The sequence below is a fragment of the Actinomadura sp. 9N215 genome, assembly GCF_044326345.1.
GTDB lineage: Bacteria > Actinomycetota > Actinomycetes > Streptosporangiales > Streptosporangiaceae > Spirillospora.
The window spans coordinates 18,935-37,227 of record NZ_JBIRBA010000016.1; the positions used below are offsets into that span (position 1 = coordinate 18,935).

At 72.7% G+C, this 18,293-nt stretch carries 15 protein-coding genes; 8 read left to right on the top strand and 7 right to left on the bottom strand.

The features are described from left to right. Positions 1–34 precede the first annotated feature (34 nt). Positions 35–1,759, top strand: coding sequence for an MFS transporter (locus ACH34T_RS25000; RefSeq protein ID WP_396023341.1), 1,725 nt, complete (start codon positions 35–37; stop codon positions 1,757–1,759). Between the two features lie 60 nt (positions 1,760–1,819). Further along, a complete protein-coding gene (gene thpR, locus ACH34T_RS25005) occupies positions 1,820–2,443 on the top strand; it encodes an RNA 2',3'-cyclic phosphodiesterase (RefSeq protein ID WP_396023342.1) in 624 nt (207 codons plus the stop codon). Here thpR and ACH34T_RS25010 read toward each other — a convergent pair. Next, positions 2,380–4,512, bottom strand: coding sequence for a hypothetical protein (locus ACH34T_RS25010; protein ID WP_396023343.1), 2,133 nt, complete (start codon positions 4,510–4,512; stop codon positions 2,380–2,382). The genes thpR and ACH34T_RS25010 overlap by 64 nt on opposite strands. Positions 4,513–4,707: 195 nt before the next feature. Beyond that, on the bottom strand, positions 4,708–5,811 hold the full coding sequence (locus tag ACH34T_RS25015) for a hypothetical protein (RefSeq protein ID WP_396023344.1): 1,104 nt from the start codon (positions 5,809–5,811) through the stop codon (positions 4,708–4,710). Positions 5,812–6,016: 205 nt separating this feature from the next. Here ACH34T_RS25015 and ACH34T_RS25020 point away from each other — a divergent pair, with 205 nt between their 5' ends. Next, a complete protein-coding gene (locus ACH34T_RS25020) occupies positions 6,017–6,991 on the top strand; it encodes a hypothetical protein (protein ID WP_396023345.1) in 975 nt (324 codons plus the stop codon). A gap of 29 nt (positions 6,992–7,020) precedes the next feature. Here the strand turns inward: ACH34T_RS25020 and serC are convergent, their stop codons facing one another. From serC to ACH34T_RS25035, 3 genes are all read right to left on the bottom strand, one after another. Beyond that, positions 7,021–8,157, bottom strand: a complete 1,137-nt coding sequence (gene serC / locus ACH34T_RS25025) for a phosphoserine transaminase (protein ID WP_396023346.1) — start codon at positions 8,155–8,157, stop codon at positions 7,021–7,023. A 10-nt stretch (positions 8,158–8,167) separates the two neighbouring features. After that, entirely contained in the window at positions 8,168–8,557 is a 390-nt protein-coding gene (locus tag ACH34T_RS25030) for a hypothetical protein (RefSeq protein ID WP_396023347.1), read from the bottom strand. 162 nt (positions 8,558–8,719) lie between these two features. Further along, on the bottom strand, positions 8,720–9,832 hold the full coding sequence (locus ACH34T_RS25035; RefSeq protein WP_396023348.1) for a citrate synthase 2: 1,113 nt from the start codon (positions 9,830–9,832) through the stop codon (positions 8,720–8,722). Between the two features lie 201 nt (positions 9,833–10,033). Here ACH34T_RS25035 and pdxH point away from each other — a divergent pair, with 201 nt between their 5' ends. Further along, complete coding sequence (pdxH, locus tag ACH34T_RS25040) at positions 10,034–10,672, top strand: pyridoxamine 5'-phosphate oxidase (protein ID WP_396023349.1); 639 nt, start codon at positions 10,034–10,036, stop codon at positions 10,670–10,672. A gap of 88 nt (positions 10,673–10,760) precedes the next feature. Next, a complete protein-coding gene (locus tag ACH34T_RS25045; protein WP_396023350.1) occupies positions 10,761–12,086 on the top strand; it encodes an MFS transporter in 1,326 nt (441 codons plus the stop codon). 4 nt (positions 12,087–12,090) lie between these two features. On the opposite strand, the gene ACH34T_RS25050 is transcribed toward ACH34T_RS25045, so the two are convergent. Further along, on the bottom strand, positions 12,091–12,798 hold the full coding sequence (locus tag ACH34T_RS25050) for a UdgX family uracil-DNA binding protein (RefSeq protein ID WP_396023351.1): 708 nt from the start codon (positions 12,796–12,798) through the stop codon (positions 12,091–12,093). Positions 12,799–12,972: 174 nt separating this feature from the next. Here ACH34T_RS25050 and ACH34T_RS25055 point away from each other — a divergent pair, with 174 nt between their 5' ends. The 3 genes from ACH34T_RS25055 (at position 12,973) to ACH34T_RS25065 (ending at position 17,329) form a co-directional block, all read left to right on the top strand. Next, positions 12,973–13,674, top strand: a complete 702-nt coding sequence (locus ACH34T_RS25055; protein WP_396023352.1) for a metal-dependent transcriptional regulator — start codon at positions 12,973–12,975, stop codon at positions 13,672–13,674. 279 nt (positions 13,675–13,953) lie between these two features. Beyond that, the gene (locus tag ACH34T_RS25060) at positions 13,954–16,329 is read left to right on the top strand and encodes a SpoIIE family protein phosphatase (RefSeq protein ID WP_396023353.1); all 2,376 of its coding nucleotides are present in this window, start codon (positions 13,954–13,956) and stop codon (positions 16,327–16,329) included. A gap of 4 nt (positions 16,330–16,333) precedes the next feature. Continuing rightward, entirely contained in the window at positions 16,334–17,329 is a 996-nt protein-coding gene (locus ACH34T_RS25065; RefSeq protein WP_396023354.1) for a zinc-dependent alcohol dehydrogenase family protein, read from the top strand. Between the two features lie 12 nt (positions 17,330–17,341). On the opposite strand, the gene ACH34T_RS25070 is transcribed toward ACH34T_RS25065, so the two are convergent. Next, positions 17,342–18,169 carry a class I SAM-dependent methyltransferase gene (locus ACH34T_RS25070; protein WP_396023355.1) on the bottom strand — a complete coding sequence of 276 codons (828 nt, stop codon included), beginning with the start codon at positions 18,167–18,169 and terminating at the stop codon, positions 17,342–17,344. Positions 18,170–18,293: the final 124 nt, after the last annotated feature.

Consider the following 18,293-nt stretch of genomic DNA (forward strand, 5'->3'; position numbering starts at 1 on the left):
AATGCCGGGGTCGCGATTATCGTTAGCCCTGTTAATGACTTCCGCTAATGAAACCCCCCGTGAGCCCGAGGGGACCGCGACGCGCGGCCCCCACGGCCGCCGGTCCGCGCGCACCGCCCGGGCCGCGACCGTCCTCCCCCTAACCCCCAAGCCCGCCTCCACGCCCGCCCCCGCGCCCGCCGGGCGGAGCCGCCGCCGTCCCGCCGCCCGCCCGGCCGGACGCGCCAGAGCCGCGAGCCCGTCCCCGTCCACCTGCGAACCCCCTGACGCCGAGACGTCCCCGAAGAAGATCGCCACACCCCCGGCCGCCGCCCCCGCAGACGCCGAGCTTGACGTGCCCGTCGCCCCCGAGGGGCCACGCGCGCCACGTGATCTTGACGACCCCGCCGAACCCCGCGAGCCAGGCGAGCCAGGCGAGGCCGACGGATTCGGTGGGGACGGCGAGCCCGGCGAGCCGCGCACCGGAGGCATGTTCCGGTCGCTGCGGAACCGCAACTACCGGCTGTACGCGGCGGGCCAGGTCGTCTCCAACACCGGGACGTGGATGCAGCGCATCGCGCAGGACTGGCTCGTCCTGGAACTCGCGCACGGCAGCGGCACCGCCCTCGGCATCACCACCGGCCTGCAGTTCCTGCCGATGCTGCTGTTCGGCCTCTGGGGCGGCGTCATCGCCGACCGGTATCCCAAGCGCCGCGTCATGATGCTCGCGCAGGCGTCGATGGGCGTGCTCGCACTCATCCTGGGCCTGCTCGCGGTGACCGGCGCCGCGCAGGTGTGGCACGTGTACGTGCTCGCGTTCGGGCTCGGCATGGCGACCGTCATCGACAACCCGACCCGCCAGTCGTTCGTCGTCGAGATGGTCGGCAATCGCGACCTGCCCAACGCGATCGCGCTGAACAGCGCCTCGTTCAACGGCGCCAGGCTGGTCGGCCCCGCTGTCGCCGGGGTGCTGATCGCGCTGATCGGCACCGGCCCGGTGTTCCTGGTCAACGCGGCGTCGTTCGGCGCCGTCCTGTTCGGCCTCTACGCGATGCGGGCGGACGAACTGCACCCGGCCGACCCCGTCAAGCGCGCCAAGGGGCAGCTCCGCGAGGGCCTGCGCTACGTCCGCGGGCGCCGCGACCTGATGCTGGTCCTGATCCTCATCGGGTTCCTGGCCATGTTCGGCATGAACTTCGCCACCACGGTCGCGCTCGTCGCCAAGGAGGTCTTCCACACGGACGCGTCCGCGTTCGGGCTTGCGTCCAGCATGCTCGCGCTCGGCGCGCTCAGCGGCGCGCTGCTCGCCGCCAGGCGGGTGACCAAGCCGCGGCTGAGATTTCTGGTGGCGGTGGGTCTGCTGTTCGGCGCGCTGGAGGTCGCCACCGGCCTGATGCCGACGTACTGGTCGTTCCTTGTGTTGCTGGTCCCGACCGGCATCGCGATGATGACGATCATGACGGCGGCGAACGCGACCATGCAGCTGACCGTCGCGCCCGAGATGCGCGGACGCGTGATGGGCCTCTACATGTTCGTGTTCCTCGGGACGAACCCGCTGGGCGCGCCCGCGATCGGCTGGCTGTCCGAGCACTTCGGCGCCCGGACGGGCCTCGTCGGCGGCGGCCTGATCTCCGTCGTCGCGGCGTTCGCCGTCGGCGTGCTGGCCGTGCGGAGCGCGCCGGGACGGCTGACCGGAGAGGACGGCGCGATCCGTCCCGCGCTCGCCCGCCTCAGGGGCCGCGCCGCCGCGTCGGCCGGTTCGGGGGCACGTTCCGCCTGACGGCGTGACAACGGGTGCCATCTGCTGAAATGCTGGTCTGGTGGCCCTCCGGACGCTCCCATGAGGCTTTTTGTGGCGCTCGTGCCGCCACCGGACATTCTGGACGAGCTTGAGGAGGCCGTCCGACCGCACCGCGACGCGGTCCCCGAGCTGAGATGGACGCGGCGCGAGCTGCTGCACGTCACGCTCACGTTCCTCGGCGAGGTCGACGACCGCACCCTGGACCGGCTGCTTCCCAGGCTGGAGCGCGCCGTCGCCCGGCACGAGCGGATGTCGCTGTCGCTGGCGGGCGCGGGCGCGTTCCCCGGCAGCGGCACACACGCACGCGTCCTGTGGACGGGCCTGTTCGGCGACCGCCGCCGGGTGGCGCGGCTCGCCGCGTCGACCACGGCCGCCGGATGCCGCGTCGGGACGCTGCCCGACAAGCACCGGGGCTTCCGTCCGCATCTCACATTGGCGCGGTCCAGAAGGCCGGTGGACGTGCGTCCGCTCATGGAGTCGCTGTCGGCGTTCGCCGGCGCGCCGTGGACGGCGGGTTCCGTCCACCTGATGTGCAGCCACCTGCCCGGCAAGGACTACAGCCAGCTGACGTACGAGTCGCTGAAGACGTGGTCGCTGCGTCAGAGTTCGGGCGGCGGGGGCGCGGGACGGTCGGCGTCCGGCGGCCCCCAGGGCAGGCCGTAGCGTTCGCAGGCGCGGCGCAGCTCGTCCAGGTCGGGCGGGAACGTCACCTGGCGCAGCACCCGCCCGGCCGGGCTCCACACCACCAGGCGGGGCATCCGCTCGGTCGCCTCGTCGATGCCGACGCCGCCGACTCGGTCGCGGCCCAGGTCCCATTCGACCTTGCCGCGCCGGGTGACGACCGCGAGCCCGGCGGACGACACGCGAAGCTGCGAACGGTTGCGGTCGTACAGCCAGTAGCCGACGAGGCCGATGACCAGCCCCGCTGGCACCGACCAGGACGCCGTGGCGTTGAACCCGCCCAGCTCAGGGCCGAGCCACACCGCGCCCAGCAGCGCCACCGCCTGGCATAGCAGGACGCTCATCCCGTACGTCCCGACACGGGAGCGGCGGGTCGCGTCCAGGAGCGTGCCCGGCGCGGTCACCGGGCCGGGTGGTGCGGCGACGGAGAACGTGACGTCATGCTCGTCCGGACGGTCCGGCTGGGGCGGCACCGAAGCCTCCGGCCCGGCGGCGCCCTGCGAGGACACGGACGCGGTGGCCGGTTCGGAGTCGGTCAGCGTGGACACGGCGGAATGGAACGCGGCGCTGAGGTAGGCGTCGTACTCGGCGTCGTTGACCGGCAGCCCGGCGCGGCGGGCGGCGTCCCGCAGGTCGGTGCGGGAGATCCGCAGCGCCGACAGGGGTGCGGCGAAGAACTCGTCGCCCTCGGTGTCGTAGAGCCGGACCCAGGCGTGCCCGGCGATGGTCAGCAGCTCGATGCCGCCGATGCGGTCCTCCGGCATCTTCAGGACGACGTCGCCCGCGGCGTCCGCCCAGCCGAGCCCGCCCTCCGCGACGACCAGCCGCCCGCCGGGGACCTGCGCGAAGATCTCGGGCAGCCCCTCCAGGCCGTACTGCGGACGGCGTGGCGCCCGCGCCCCCGGCGTGATCACGCGGTAGCCGTGGTCGTCGAGGGCGTGCGCGAGCTGGAAGCCGTCCAGGCCGTGCGCGGGCAACCGGGCGACGAGCTCAAGGCGGTGCCCGAACGCGAGCGCGGCGAGGTCGGCGCGGCGCGGCTCGCCGCTCACCGGGTCGAGCCGCAGACCGGGACCGACGACGACCGCGGCGACGTCCCCGGCCCGCAGGTCCTGCACCTCGCGGCGGCGGCCAGGACGGGCCCGCACCAGCAGCCGCTCCGCCGTGATCGTCCAGCGGACCTGCGCGGCCCGCAGCAGCCGGCGGCGCGCCGCGAGGACGCCCGTGATCGCGGCGAGCGCCCAGCAGCCCGCGGCGAGTCTCGCGCCGAACTCGCCGGTGCCGTCCACCGCGATCCTGACGATCATGACGGTGCCGAGCAGGGCGGTGAGCACGCCGAGGAGGACGACCCGGCGGCGGCTGGGCAGCGGCTCGGGCGTGTCAAGCCGCTGCTCCTTGCCTTGCTCCCTGCGCGTCCCGACCTTGTCGGGGCTTTTATTCGATGTGGACGAGGGCGGCTCGTGGGCGGCGGCGAGCAGGGCGGCCTCCTGGTCCAGCAGGCGCTTCTCCGCCGCGTGGTCGCGTGGCAGAGGGCCGCCTCCTGGGACGTCGTCGTCCGGCGCTGGGACGCGCAGGGCCTCGTCCAGTGCCGGGTCCAGCAGATCGGTCGCCTCGCCGTCCAGCACGTGCATGGGTATGCCGAGGCGCCTCGCCGTCACGAACACGGCGAGCGGCTCCAAGCCCATCCCGGTCATCCCGCCCACCGCGGTACGGCCGAACCGGTGGAACACGGTCAGCACACCGTCGCCGGTCGTGATGGCCAGCCCGTCGATCCGGGACCGCTCGTAGGAGTCCATGCTCAGCCCGCCGGGCCCGATCCGTTCCAGACCTTCCGCGGACAGCCGCCAGTACGGCCGCGGACGGCGCCGTCGCGCCTCCGGCGCCGCGCCCAGCAGCCACGGGATCGCGGCGACGGCGCCGATCAGCCCGGCCCACAGCCACACCGGACGGATCGGCAGCAGCGCCAGCGCCACCGCGAGCAGGGCGAACGGTCCGGCGGCGACGGGACGCCACCGGCCGCCGGGCCCCGCCAGCCCCACCAGCTCATGCTCCACAGTCCGCATCCTCACACGGGTCCCCGCGGGCCCGTCGCCTCCTTCCGCGATCCCTCGCCGTCCGGAACCGACTTCCATCGTGCCGGTCAGGTCGGCCTGTCCACGCCGTCCGCTCGCCGCTCGCCGCTGTCCGTTCGCCGCTCGTCTCTGTCCGTTCGTTGCTGCTCGGCGACCGCGCGCCGTCGCCCGCCGCTGTTATCCGCCGCCCGACGACCTCCCGCGTCTGCGCAGCAGCCCGTAGCCGACGGCCGCCGCGATGGCGAGCGCGAGGAACAGCCCCATCTTGGTGTTCCTGGTGTCCGGTTCAACGTCGCCCGACGCTCCCGCGTTCTTCGGGCCCTTCTCACCGGACGGCGACGGGCGCGCTTCGTCCGGCAGTGGCAGCCGGTAGACCGGCTGGTTCTTGCCCTCGGACCCCACTAGCAGGGATGTGCCGTCCGCCGTGTAGGTCAACGATTCGCCTTGCGTCTGCAGTGGGATGTCGAGCGATTTCAGGGTCTTGCCTGGGCGTCCGTCCGGGCCCACCGAGTAGAGGCGCGCACCGAAGTAGGACCGGATTACGCAGGTGCGCCCGTCCGGGGAGAACGCGCCGTCGGTCGCCATGGCCGGTGCGTCCGCGACCTTCTGCATCGTGTTGGTTCCGCTGGTGCGGAGCTTCGCGGGGGCCTCGTACACCTTGCCGCCGAACAGCTTGCTGGCGATGTAGAGCCGGTTCGTCCGCGGATTGATCATGAACGTCTCGGCGTTGCGGGGGCCGTCCTGGTACTTGATCTTGAACGCGGTGGCCTGGATCGTCTGGCTCCTGAGCCGGGACGGCTCCCTGATCCGGTACACCGTCACGTACGGCCACGCGCCGCCGAGATTGTCGCCGATGTCCGCCACGAAGATGGCCGGGCGGCCGCGTCCGTCCTTGCCGAGCGCGATGCCCTCCCAGTCGCGGGCGCCCGCGCCGGCGAGCGTCAGCACGGCCCGGACCTCGCCGTCCCCGCCGAGCGCGTAGATCTTCGGGACGCCGCCCGAGTCGTTGTGCGTGTAGACGACGCCGGGATGCCGCCTGCTGGCCGCGAGCCCGCTGGACTCGGTGACCCGCGGGTCGCTGATCGTGAACGCCACCTTGTCGTCCCGCGCCGAACCCGCCGCGGCAGGAGCGAAGACGCAGACCGACGTCCCGGTGAGCACGAGGGCGGCTCCGGCGCGGACGGCGCGGACGGCCCGCCCTGAACGTCGTCCTCCATCCGGCCTGCCCGCGGAGGCTTCGCCCAGGCGGAGGCTCCGAGGATGAAGAACGTTCACTGGCATGCCTTGATCATCCCCGTTTCGCGCCCCGTCGATCATACGACCCGCGTCAGTTCAGCAGCGCACCGACGACCACGGCCAGGACGAGCGCGGTCAGCACGGTGGGAAGCAGCCAGCGGGGCGCGCGGTTCACGCTCCGAGCCTATTCGGCGCCATCGGCGGCCCGAACCGTCCGCCCATGAAATGCATCTCATCTGGCATGTGCGGATTGTTCGGGATAGTGCGCTCGCCGTTCGCCGACGACCCGGGGCCCGCCTCGGACGTGTTCATCACGCTGGGCGCGCTCGCTGAGGAGCGCGGCACGGACTCGGCCGGGCTGGCGCTCCTCGGCGGCTGGCCGGGGCTCGGCGGCTGGCCCGGCCTCGGGGGGCCGGGGGTCGGGGGGCACGAGAGCGGCTGCGGAGCCGCACCCGCGGTGGGCTGCCGCGTGGTGAAGGGACGCGGCCGCTTCTCGGGGGTCTGGCGGCCCGAGTTCCTCCCCGAGCTCGACCGCGCGCCGGTCGTCCTCGGGCACACGCGCTGGGCGACGCAGGGCTCGCCCGCCGAGGCGGACAACGCCAGCCCGATGGTCGTCCTCGGGACGGCCGCCGCGGGCGGCCCGTCCGCCGGTGTCGTCGCCACCCACAACGGCGACATCGACGTCGCCGACCTCCGGTCGCGCTTCGCGCTGCCGCCCGCCGCCGGAGCCACCGACAGCGAACCGATCTTCCAGCTCCTCGCGGGCTGCGACGGCCCGTCCGACGTGACCGCGGTACTGGAGGCCCTGGTCGGACGGGCCGCGCTCGTCTGGGTCGACCGCGACCGTCCGACCGAGGTGCATCTGGCCCGGGCCGCGCTCAGCCCGCTGACCGTTGCCGTGGACACCGCCCAGAACATCTACTGGGCGTCCAACCCGCGCTGGTTCCGGGAGGCCGAGCGGCACACGCGGGTGGAGTTCGCCACCGTCGTCATGCTCCGCGAAGGCACCTACCTGAAGGTCGGCATGGAACGCCGTCCAGGACGCCGCGACCTGCCCGAAGTGCTCGCGACGGCCAACTTCCAGCCGACGGCACGCGACACCGACCTGGACGACCGCGTCTGGACGGGCTTCACCCACGCCGACGAGGAATGCGACCGCGCCGGCCTGATCCACAGCGTCGTGGAACGTCTCGGCGGCACCGGCGGCCTACTCTCCGTCGCCTGAACCGCTCATGGCTGCGGGCGCCGGTGTGGTCAGAGGCGTTCGACGACGTAGTCGACGCAGGCGGTGAGCGCCTCGACGTCGTCCGGGTCGATCGCCGGGAACATGCCGATGCGGAGCTGGTTGCGGCCGAGCTTGCGGTACGGCTCGGTGTCGACGATCCCGTTGGCGCGCAGCGTCTTGGCGACGGCCGCCGCGTCCACGTCGTCGGTGAAGTCGACCGTCCCGACCACCTGCGAACGCTGCGCGGGGTCGACGACGAACGGCGCCGTGTACGACGTCTTCTCCGCCCACGTGTAGAGCCGCTGGGACGAGTCGGCCGTACGGGACGTCGTCCACTCCAGGCCGCCCTGGCCGTTCATCCACTCGATCTGCTCGGCGAACAGCAGCAGCGTGGCCACGGCTGGGGTGTTGTACGTCTGGTCCTTGGCGGAGTTGTCGACGGCGGTCTTCAGGTTGAGGAACTCAGGGATGTACCGGTCGGACATGGCGATCTCGTCGATCCGCGCAAGCGCCGCCGGTGACGCGAGCGCCACCCAGAGGCCGCCGTCTGCCGCGAAGCACTTCTGCGGAGCGAAGTAGTAGACGTCCGTCTCGGTCACGTCCACGGGGAGGCCGCCCGCGCCCGAGGTGGCGTCGACGAGCACGAGCCCGTCCCGCGCGATGGTGCCCGCCGGGCGCGCGATCCTCATCGCGACGCCGGTCGAGGTCTCGTTGTGGGTGAGGGCGTAGGCGTCCACGTCCTCCTCGGCCGACGGCTCCGGGTGCGTCCCGGGCGGGCCGGTGATGACGGTCGGGTCGCCCAGCCACGGCGCGCTCGTGGTGACCTTGGCGAACTTGCTGGAGAACTCACCGAACGTCAGGTGCTGCGACCGCTGCCGGACGAGCCCGAACGCGGCCGCGTCCCAGAACGCGGTGGTGCCGCCGTTGCCGAGCACGACCTCGTACCCCTCGGGCAGCGAGAAAAGCTCACCGAGGCCCTCCCGGACGCGACCGACGAGAGACTTCACCGGCTTCTGCCGGTGCGAGGTCCCGAGGTACGTCGAGCCGGACTCCGCGAGCGCCGCGAGCTGCTCCGGCCGGACCTTCGACGGACCGCATCCGAATCGGCCGTCCGCAGGCTTCAGATCGGCGGGAATGTCAATGGTGGGATTAGCGCTTTCGGTCACTCACCAGAGGCTACTTCACCCGTCGCACGGCCCAGGCAAGGAGGGTCACCAGCGCGATCGCGCAGGTGACGGCGATCACCGCGGGCGGGTAGATCCAGTCGTCGCCCCGGCCGTGGGCCTCCACGGCGGTGTCGACGGAGTCGTAGATCAGGAAGGCCAGGAAGAGCGCGGTGGCCGCGGCGGCGATCCGTCCCGACACGGCGTCGGTGCTGCGCCGCCGCTCCTCGCGCTCCGCCTCGTACCGCCGCGATTCCGCGGCGGCCTCCGGCCCCGCCGCCGCACTCATCGACGCCCTGCCCGACGACGCCGTGCCCGAAGGTTCCGTGCCCGGGAAAGGGGCGGGACGGGACGCGGCCGGGCCGATGTCGCCCTCCAGCGGCTCGTCGTGCTCGTCACCCATGGCGCCCATGATGGCAAAGGCGGCCGGGTCCCACGCACGGCCGCACGGCGGTCGGAGCCCGGAACGGGCCCGAAAGGGCAAGGCCCCCGGATCGAACCGGGGGCCTCGGGCTTGCTCGGAGGGACGAAAAAGGAGGGACGGGGGGACAGACGAGAGAGGGGGTCAGTGGGCGTGCCGCTTGAGGACCTCGGCGGCCCCAGTGACGTCGTCGATCGAACGGGTTCCAGGCCCGGTGTACCTGGCGCTCGGCCGGACGAGACGTCCCGTGCGCTTCTGCTCCATGATGTGCGCGGCCCACCCGGCGGTGCGGCCGCAGGTGAACATGGCGGGCATCATCGCGGTCGGGACCTCGGCGAAGTCCAGGATGACCGCGGCCCAGAACTCCACGTTCGTCTCGATCGGACGGTCGGGACGGCGCTCGCGCAGCACGGACAGGGCGGCGTCCTCCAGCGCCTTCGCGGCCTCGAAGCGCGGCGCGTCCAGCTCCCTGGCGGTGCGGCGCAGCACGCGGGCGCGCGGGTCCTCGGCGCGGTAGACGCGGTGGCCGAAGCCCATCAGCCGCTCGCCGGAGTCGAGGATGTCGGTGACGACCTTGCGGGCGTCGCCGATCCGCTCCACCTTCTCGATCATCGGCAGGACGCGGGCCGGGGCGCCGCCGTGCAGCGGTCCCGACATGGCGCCGATCGCGCCGGAGATGCAGGCCGCGACGTCGGCGCCGGTGGACGCGATCACCCGCGAGGTGAAGGTGGAGGCGTTCATGCCGTGCTCGGCGGCGGAGACCCAGTACGCGTCGATGGCCCGGACGTGCTTCGGATCGGGCTCACCGCGCCAGCGGACCATGAACCGCTCGGTGATCGTCCCGGCGGCGTTGATCCGCTCCTGCGGGACCATCGGGACGCCGATGCCGCGCGCCGACTGCGCGACGAACGACAGCGCCGTCACCGACACGCGGGCGAGGTCGGCGCGGGCCTCCTCGTCGGAGATGTCGAGCAGCGGCCGCATCCCGTACGCGGGGGCGAGGGTGGGGAGGGCGCTCTGCACGTCGACGCGCACGTCGCCGGACGTGACCGGCAGGACGTGCGGTTCGGCGGGGGTCAGGCCCGGGTCGAAGCTGTCGTCGACGAGGAGACCCCACGCGTCACCGAAGGAGACGCGGCCGACGAGTTCCTCGATGTCGACGCCCCGGTAGCGGAGGGCGCCGCCCTCCTTGTCCGGTTCGGCGATCTCGGTCTCGAAGGCCACGACCCCCTCGAGACCAGGTTTGAAGTCGGACATGTCGTCCTGCCTTTCGTCTCCAAGAGTGATAAGGCGGTGCCGTGCCATTGAACCCTGCCTGCCTTACCGTGCAGTACCCAGGGGTCCTGGGTGTTGCACAAGGACCAGGTGAGAGGGTCTGAGTCTGTGGATTACCCAACGCCCGACCCAGCCCGGACGCCCGATCCGGCCCGGCTCCGCAGATCCTACGAGGGGGGCGAATTGTCCGAGTCGGCGCTCCCCGCCGATCCGCTCGCGCTGTTCGCCGGGTGGTTCGCCGACGTGCACGCGTTCGGGCTGCCCGAACCGAACGCGATGGTGCTCGCGACGGCGTCCGGCGACGGCGTCCCGAGCGCGCGGACCGTCCTGCTGAAGGGGTACGGGCCGCAGGGGTTCCGCTTCTTCACGAACCTGACGTCCCAGAAGGGCCGCGACCTTACGGAGAACCCGCGCGCGGCGCTCGTGTTCCCGTGGCACGCGATGCACCGGCAGGTCCGCGTCGCCGGGCCGGTGGAACAGCTGTCGCGGGACGAGTCGGCCGCCTACTTCCGGACGCGCCCGTACGGCTCGCAGCTCGGCGCGTGGGCGAGCGAGCGGCAGTCGGGCGTCATCTCCGGACGGGACGTCCTGGAGCGCCGCTTCGCCGAACTGGCCGAACGCTGGCCCGAGGAGCCGCCGGACGCGCCCGCGCGGCCCGCGGACGCCATCCCGCTGCCGGACTTCTGGGGCGGCTACCGCCTCGTCCCGGAGTCGATCGAGTTCTGGCAGGGCCGCCGCGACCGCCTGCACGACCGCGTCCGCTACCGGCGGGCCACCCGGGGCGAGCAGGGGGAGTGGGTGAGGGAGAGACTGTCTCCGTGACACCGGAACAGCAGTCAACCCCCACCCACGCTCCTGACACCTCCGAACCCCCCAAGCCGCGGACCCCGCCGCGGACCCCGACCACCCCGTGAAGGCTCAGCGGAAGGCGCGGCACGGCGGCCGGCGCGGGGGGCTGCGCGGGCTCGCGATCGACACCCGGCCGCTGGCGCACCCCGCCTACCGGCGGCTGTGGGTCGGGCAGGGAGTGTCCTTCGTCGGATTCCAGGTCACCGCCGTGGCCGTCCCCGTCCAGGTGTACGACATGACCGGGTCGTCGTTCTGGGTCGGCGCGCTCGGCGTCGCCAACCTCGTCCCGCTGATCGTGTTCGGGCTGTGGGGCGGCGCGGTCGCCGACCACATGGACCGGCGCAGGCTGCTGTTCGCCTCGTCCTGCGTCATGTGGGCGGCCACCCTGCTGCTGTTCGCCCAGGCGCTGCTCGGCATCGAGAACCTCGGACTGATCATGGCGGTGGTCGCGGTCCAGGCCATCGGGTTCGCGGTGTCGTCGCCGGCCCGGAGTGCGATCATCCCCCGGCTGATCGAGGCGCCGCTCGTCCCGGCGGCCAACACGCTCAACTACACGGTCCTCATGGCCGGCGGGCTGGCCGGGCCGCTGTTCGCGGGCGTGATCCTCGCCCGCTGGGGCTACGGGGCGGCGTACGCGCTGGACGCCGTGCTGTTCACGGTCGCGCTGTACGCGGCGCTCCGCCTTCCGCCGATACCGCCGCTCGGCGACGTCGCCGGCGCGCCGGGCGTGCGGGCGGTGTTCGACGGCCTGCGCTACCTGGCCGGGCAGCCGGTCCTGATGATGTCGTTCGTCGTGGACGTCATCGCGATGGGGATCGCAATGCCGCGCGCCCTGTTCCCCGAGGTGGCCGAGACGCGCTTCGGCGGTGAGGGCGCGGTCGGGTACCTGTTCGCCGCGATAGCGGTTGGAGCGTTCCTCGGCGGGCTGTCGTCCGGCTGGATTGGACGCGTCCGCAAGCAGGGCATCGCGCTCGTCGTGTCCATCGTGGTCTGGGGGCTGGCGGTGGCCGCCGCCGGGCTGACCGGACGGCTGTGGCTCGCGGTGGCGCTGCTCGCCGTCGGCGGAGCGGCCGACCTGGTGTCGGCGGTGTTCCGCCAGTCGATGCTCCAGACGTACGCGCCCGACGAGATGCGCGGCCGTCTCCAAGGCGTGTTCACGGTCGTCGTCGCGGGCGGGCCGCGGCTCGGGGACGTCCGCGCGGGCGCGACCGCGAGCGTCACCGGCGCGACCGCGTCCTGGGTGGGCGGCGGGCTGGCCTGCGCGGTCCTGGTCGTCGTGGCGGCGTTCGCCGTCCCCGCGCTGCTCCGCTACGACACCCGCACGACCGAGAGCGTCGCAGGAGACCTGACGTCTCACCGAAGCCCCGAAGTGTCACCGGAGCGCTGACGTCTCAGCGCAGAGCCGATGCCGCCACCTTGAGATCGTCCAGGAGGCCGGTGTACATCGCGTCGCGGTCCTCGGCGCGCAGCACGGCGGACGGGTGGATCGTCGCGACGATCTGCACGTCGGCCCGGTCCGGCGGCTCGTCCCCGAGCTCCCGTCCGGCGGCCGGGGTGCCGATCGTCTCCAGGTCGGGGAGCGGGAGCAGGCGCCCGCGCAGCCTGGTCACGCGGAACGACGAGCCGAACAGCGCCTTGCCCGCCGTGGCGCCAAGCACGACCACGACGTCCGGGTCCACGAGCCGCAGCTCCGCCAGCAGCCACGGACGGCACGCGCGGACCTCGGCCGCGCTCGGCGGCTCGTGGATGCGCCGCTTCCCGCCGCCCTCCCGCCGCTTGAACTTGAAGTGCTTGACGGCGTTGGTGACGTAGACGTCGCCGCGCTCGATCCCCGCGTCGGCCAGCGCCCGGTCGAGGACGCGTCCGGCCGGGCCGACGAACGGACGGCCTTTGCGGTCCTCTTGGTCGCCGGGCTGCTCGCCGACGAACATGACCCGTCCGCCCGGAGAGCCCTCGCCGAAGACGGTCTGGGTGGCGTTCTCGTACAGCCCGCAGCCGCGGCAACCGGCCGCCGCGTGGCGCAGCTCGTCGAGATCGGACCGCCCCTCCGGGCTGTCCGGCAGGAAGGGTTCGGCGTCCTGGGAAGTTTTCGCGTTCATCTTGCGTTCCCACTACCCGGCTTCAGGGGGATATTCGCTGGGCCAGGCGATGAGAGGTCCAAGCAAGTAGACTCCTGATCATAAGACTGAGCACTTTTCCCGTCCGGCCTGTCCGCAGGAGAGCTGCCACGTGCCGGCCGGACGAGGACGCAAGGTGTTCACAAGGAGGGAGCTGTGACCTCACACGGCCTGATCGATACCACGGAGATGTACCTCCGGACGGTTTTCGAGCTCGAAGAAGAGGGGATCATTCCTCTTCGCGCGCGCATCGCGGAGCGGCTCTCGCAGAGCGGCCCGACGGTGAGCCAGACGGTCGCGCGGATGGAGCGCGACGGCCTGTTGCGGGTCGAGGGCGATCGGCATCTCGAACTGACCGAGAACGGCCGCGGCCTCGCCACCCGGGTGATGCGCAAGCACAGGCTCGCCGAATGCCTGCTGGTCAACGTGATCGGGCTGCCCTGGGAGGACGTCCACATCGAGGCGTGCCGCTGGGAGCACGTCATGTCGGAGGACGTGGAGCGCCGCCTCGTCTCCCTGCTCGACAACCCGACCACCTGCCCGCACGGCAACCCCATCCCCGGCCTGGACGAACTGGGTGGGCACGGCGACGACAGCGACTCCGCGCTGCTGTCGGTGATGACCGCCATCGCCAGCCCCGCCGGCGCCGGCGCCGTGATCCGGCGGATCAGCGAGCAGGTGCAGAGCGACAGCGACCTGATGCTTAGACTCAAGCAAATAGGGATACAACCGGGACGAGAGGTGACGCTTCGGGCGACCGATGACGGGGTGCAGGTGATCAGTGACGACGAGGCCGACAGTCCCGCGACGGAACTGCCGCGCGACATCGCCGAGCACGTCTTCGTCAGCAGGCGCTGACACGGTCGGCGTGCGTGCGGCGGGGGTGCGCGCGGGCGCACCGGCGGGTGCGGGAGCGGGCGTACGGGGCGCCGTACCGAAGGTCTATACCGAAGATCTCCATAGCAGCGGGCCTTTCGGGCGTATCCCGACGGCGGGTTCGTCGTTCAATACGACGGAAGACGTACACGCGGCAGCCGCGCCGCGACGCCCGGTGATCATCGCGCGGGGCGGCGGCGGATGGCCGTGCCGGGAGAATGCGGTCACCGGCGGGCCCGCTACTGGTATCGGGATGGGGAGATGAAGCACTGGGGGGAAGCGCCTGACGAGGCGCATCTGCCACCCGAGACCGTCCTCAACCAGATGGAGATGGCGGTCATCGTCTGCGACCGCTTCAGCAACGTCATCTACGGCAACGCCTTCGCCCGCCAGCTGTTCGGGTTCGGCGGCGACGACATCATCGGCCACTCCATCCTCTCCCTGGGCATCGCCGAAGAAGACCACGAGCAGGCCACCGAGCTGGCCAAGCACGTCCTCAAGGGCGGTGTGTGGGAGGGCACGTTCTGCAACCTGCGCATCGACGGCACCACCGTCTACACCCGCGCGCACGCCGTTCCGCTGCGTCACCCGTCCGGCGCCGTCGATGGCGTCGTCATCTTCGCGCGCGAGGCGCTCCGCTCCAACCAGCGTGAGCAGGACCGCTACGGCCTGATGGAGCGCATCGGCGAACGGCTCGCCGGGTCACTTGAGCTGGAGAGCACGCTCCGCCGCGTCGCCGACACGCTCGTCCCGCAGTTCGCCGACCACTGCTTCATCGACCTCTACAGCGGCGACCGGCTCTACCGTCGCGTGTCGCGGCACGCGGGCGGGTGGGAGCCGCCTCCCGGGACGTGGGCGGAGGTCGGCGAGCCCGTCCACTACCCGCCCGGGCACTTCAGCGAGAAGGCGATGAGCCGGCGCGACGCCGTCCTCGTCGAGGACATGGTCCAGCACCGGTTCTCCGCGCCGACGGAGTCGTCCAAGCGGCTCGGCGACGCCATGGGCATCACCTCGGTGATCTCCGCGCCGCTGCTGGTGCGCGGTGAGCTGCTCGGCGTGATGAGCCTCGCGCTGTCGAACCTGTCCAAGCGGCCCGACCCGCACTACGACGGCTTCGACCGCGACCTGCTCGGCGCCATCGCCAGCCGCGTCGCGCTCGCCGTCGACAACGCGCTGCTGTTCGAGGAGGAGCGCGACACCGCGCTCGCGTTCCAGAAGCACCTGCTGCCCGGCGACCGTCCGCCCCGGCTGGACGGCCTTCAGATCGCCTGGCGGTACGAGCCGGCCCGTCCGCTGGAGTCGCACGGGCACGGCATCCAGACGCAGGTCGGCGGCGACTGGTACGACGTCATCCCGCTGTCGGCGGGCCGCGTCGGCCTCGTCATCGGCGACGTCGAGGGCCGCGGCGCCCGCGCCGCCGCCGTGATGGGCCAGCTCCGCGCCGCGCTGCGCGCCTTCGCGCAGGACGACAAGCCGCCCGCCGACATTCTCCGCAAGCTGGACGAGTGGGTCCGCACGATGACGCGGCCCGAGCGGATGCGGTCCGGCTGGAACAGCGACGACCTCGTCCGCCCGCCGCTCGTGTCCTGCACCTACTTCGTGTACGACGCGTGGTCGCGGGTGCTGGAGTTCGCCAACGCCGGGCACGACCCGCCGATGCTGATCGTGGACGGCCAGGTCAGCGAGCTGTCGTTCGAGAGCCAGGGCGGCATGCTCGGCCTGCGCGCCCCCGGCATGGGCGGCGAGATCCTGTTCAACGAGGAGACGACGGAGCTGAAGCCCGGCTCCACGCTCGTCCTCTACACCGACGGGCTCATCGACCGCAGGCCCAAGGACGACGGCGACTACTACACCCGCGAGGAGTCGCGGGAGCGGGTCCGCGCGGCCGTCGCGAAGGTCGCGCGCGGCGGCGTGGAGACGATCGCGAACGCCGCCTACGACGCCGTTCCCGGCGACATCGCCGACGACGTCGCGATCGTCGTGATCCGCACCGCCGGCGACGAGCTGGCGGTCGAGGAGCGCACCTTCACCGCCGAGCCGATCATGGTGTCGGAGGCCCGCCGGATGGCCGCCGACGCGTTCGCGTCCTGGGGGATGCTGGACGAGCAGTCCGAGCTCGCCTGCCTGCTCGTCTCCGAGGTCGTCACGAACGTCGTCCTGCACGCCACCGCGACGCCCGCGCCGCGCCGCGAGATGGTCGTCCCGGTCCCGGCCGGGCAGCCGGGGCGCGGCGGGGAGCCGCTCAGCGCGCCGCCCGCCGTGCAGTTCAACACCGACTTCGGCGCGGGTTCGCTCGACGGCGATCCGTTCGAGGGTGGTTCGTTCGACAGCGGCTCGTTCGACCGGGGCTCGTTCGACGGCGGCGCTTTCGACGAGGACGACTGGAACCTCGGCGCCGGTCTCGGCCGCCGCGAGCCGCCGACCAAGGAGTTCCGGCTCCGGCTGCGCCGCGGCGCGGACGCGATCTGGGTCGAGGTGTTCGACGCCGACATGCGGCTGCCGCGCATCCGCAGTGCGGGCGAGACCGACGAGGGCGGGCGCGGGCTCTACCTCGTCGACCAGCTCGCGACCCGCTGGGGCGCGCGGCCGACGTCCGACGGGAAGGCCGTCTGGTTCGAGCTCCCGCTGACGCCCTGACGTCATGCGGGCGTGGTCGGTCGAGAGTCCCGCTCCGATCTCGTCGGGCCCGCTCCGGCGTGCCGACCGCGACGTGCCGTCCCCTGGGCCGGGGGAGCTGCTGGTGCGCGTCCTGGCCTGCGGCGTCTGCCGGACGGACCTGCACGTCGCCGAGGGCGACCTGCCCGTCCACCTGCCCGGGGTGACGCCTGGCCACGAGATCGTCGGCGAGGTCGTCGCCGCGGGCGCCGGTTCGCTGCACGGCGCCGGAGACCGCGTCGGCGTCGCGTGGCTGCGTGGGACGTGCGGCGCGTGCCGGTTCTGCCGTCGCGGCGCCGAGAACCTGTGCCCGTCGTCGGTGTACACGGGCTGGGACGCGCACGGCGGCTACGCCGAGTACGCCCTGGCCGTCGACGCCTACGCCTACGCGCTGCCGTCCGAGCTGGACGACGTCCGCGCGGCGCCGCTGCTGTGCGCGGGCATCATCGGCTACCGGGCGCTGCGCCGCGCCGACGTCCCGCCGGGCGGGCGGCTCGGTATCTGGGGGTTCGGCGGGTCCGCGCACCTCGCCGCGCAGATCGCTCTCGCGGAGGGCGTCGACGTGCACGTTTTCACGCGCAGCCAGGCCGCTCGCGAGCTGGCCCGGGAGCTCGGCGCGTCCTGGGCGGGCGACTCGTTCGACGCCACTCCCGCGCCGCTCGACTCGGCGATCATCTTCGCGCCGGCGGGGGAGCTGGTCCCGGCGGCGCTGGAGCGCCTCGACCGCGGCGGGACGTGCGCCATCGCGGGCATCCATCTGAGCGACGTGCCGTCCCTGGACTACCAGCGGCATCTGTTCCAGGAGCGTCAGGTCCGGTCGGTGACGGCGAACACCCGCGCGGACGGTGAGGAGTTCCTGACGCTGGCCGCCCGCCTGGACGTCGCCGTCACGACCCGCGAATACGCGCTGGACGACGCCGACCGCGCCCTCGCCGATCTGGCCGCCGACCGTTTCACCGGCGCGGCCGTCCTGGTTCCGTAGGCTCTCGGCCCGTCAGGGGATGGGTTCGGCGGCGACGTGCGCCCACGACTGGGTGAACCACAGTTCGCCGCCGATGATGCGGGGTTTCGCGCCCGTCCTCGGTCCGCCGTCCACTTCGGCGACGAGGGCCTCCCGGATGCGGTCGGCGGTCGCGTCGTCGCACGCGCCCGCGAGCCACGGCTCCACCGGACGCTCCACGGTGAACACGTCCAGGCGGCGGATGCTCCCGCCCGCCGAGGTGATCATCTCGGTGAGCCGGGCGATGGACGGGGTGCCGGGATGGTCGGGGTCGCGGAGCCGCTCGATGCGGTCCCGGTCGGGGCCGGTGAGGTTGCCGCGGACCAGATCGGCGATGACCACCCGCCCGCCGGGGCGGCACACCCGCAGCAGCTCGCGCAGCACATGGTCGGGGTCGCCCAGGTTGTAGAGCGAGAACCGGGCCGTCACCAGGGAGAACGTGTTGTCCCTGTACGGCAGGGCGGTGGCGTCCGCCTTGATCGTGGGGCGGTCGGGGTCGGCGGGACGGGGCCGCGGGTCCTCGCGGGTGGTGGCCGCCGGGGGCGGGGAGTCGCCGTCGGTGATGCGGACCGGTCCAGTTCCGAACTCGACCGTCGCCATGCGGCGTGACGTGCCTGGCGCCGGCTCGGCGGGGGCGGGCATCGCGTCGACGGCGGTCAGGTGGCGTACCTGCGGGCTGAGCGCGGCGGGCATCGGGCCGTGGCCGCGCGCGACGTCCAGGCACACGTCGTCCTGGGCGGGTTCGACGAACTCCAGCAGGCGTCTCAGATGCGGGGCGATGGCGCCGCCGGCGCCGTGCGCGGGGGACGCGGGATGGTGCACCGGCGCTGAACCTTTTTCATCCTGCCTGTCCGCGGTGGCCTGGCTCGCGCCTGCCTGCCGTGGATGAAAAGTGTTCACCTGTGCGCTCCCTCGCTCGGGCCGGCCTCGCCGGACGGGGTACCGC

Excerpts from the sequence above, each read along its gene's own strand:
- ACH34T_RS25035 (WP_396023348.1), bottom strand. The coding sequence starts at position 9,832 with ATGTCCGACTTCAAACCTGGTCTCGAGGGGGTCGTGGCCTTCGAGACC.
- ACH34T_RS25050 (WP_396023351.1), bottom strand. The coding sequence starts at position 12,798 with ATGAACGCGAAAACTTCCCAGGACGCCGAACCCTTCCTGCCGGACAGC.
- ACH34T_RS25030 (WP_396023347.1), bottom strand. The coding sequence starts at position 8,557 with ATGGGTGACGAGCACGACGAGCCGCTGGAGGGCGACATCGGCCCGGCC.
- ACH34T_RS25015 (WP_396023344.1), bottom strand. The coding sequence starts at position 5,811 with ATGCCAGTGAACGTTCTTCATCCTCGGAGCCTCCGCCTGGGCGAAGCC.
- thpR (WP_396023342.1), top strand. The coding sequence starts at position 1,820 with ATGAGGCTTTTTGTGGCGCTCGTGCCGCCACCGGACATTCTGGACGAG.
- ACH34T_RS25060 (WP_396023353.1), top strand. The coding sequence starts at position 13,954 with ATGAAGCACTGGGGGGAAGCGCCTGACGAGGCGCATCTGCCACCCGAG.
- ACH34T_RS25000 (WP_396023341.1), top strand. The coding sequence starts at position 35 with ATGACTTCCGCTAATGAAACCCCCCGTGAGCCCGAGGGGACCGCGACG.
- ACH34T_RS25065 (WP_396023354.1), top strand. The coding sequence starts at position 16,334 with ATGCGGGCGTGGTCGGTCGAGAGTCCCGCTCCGATCTCGTCGGGCCCG.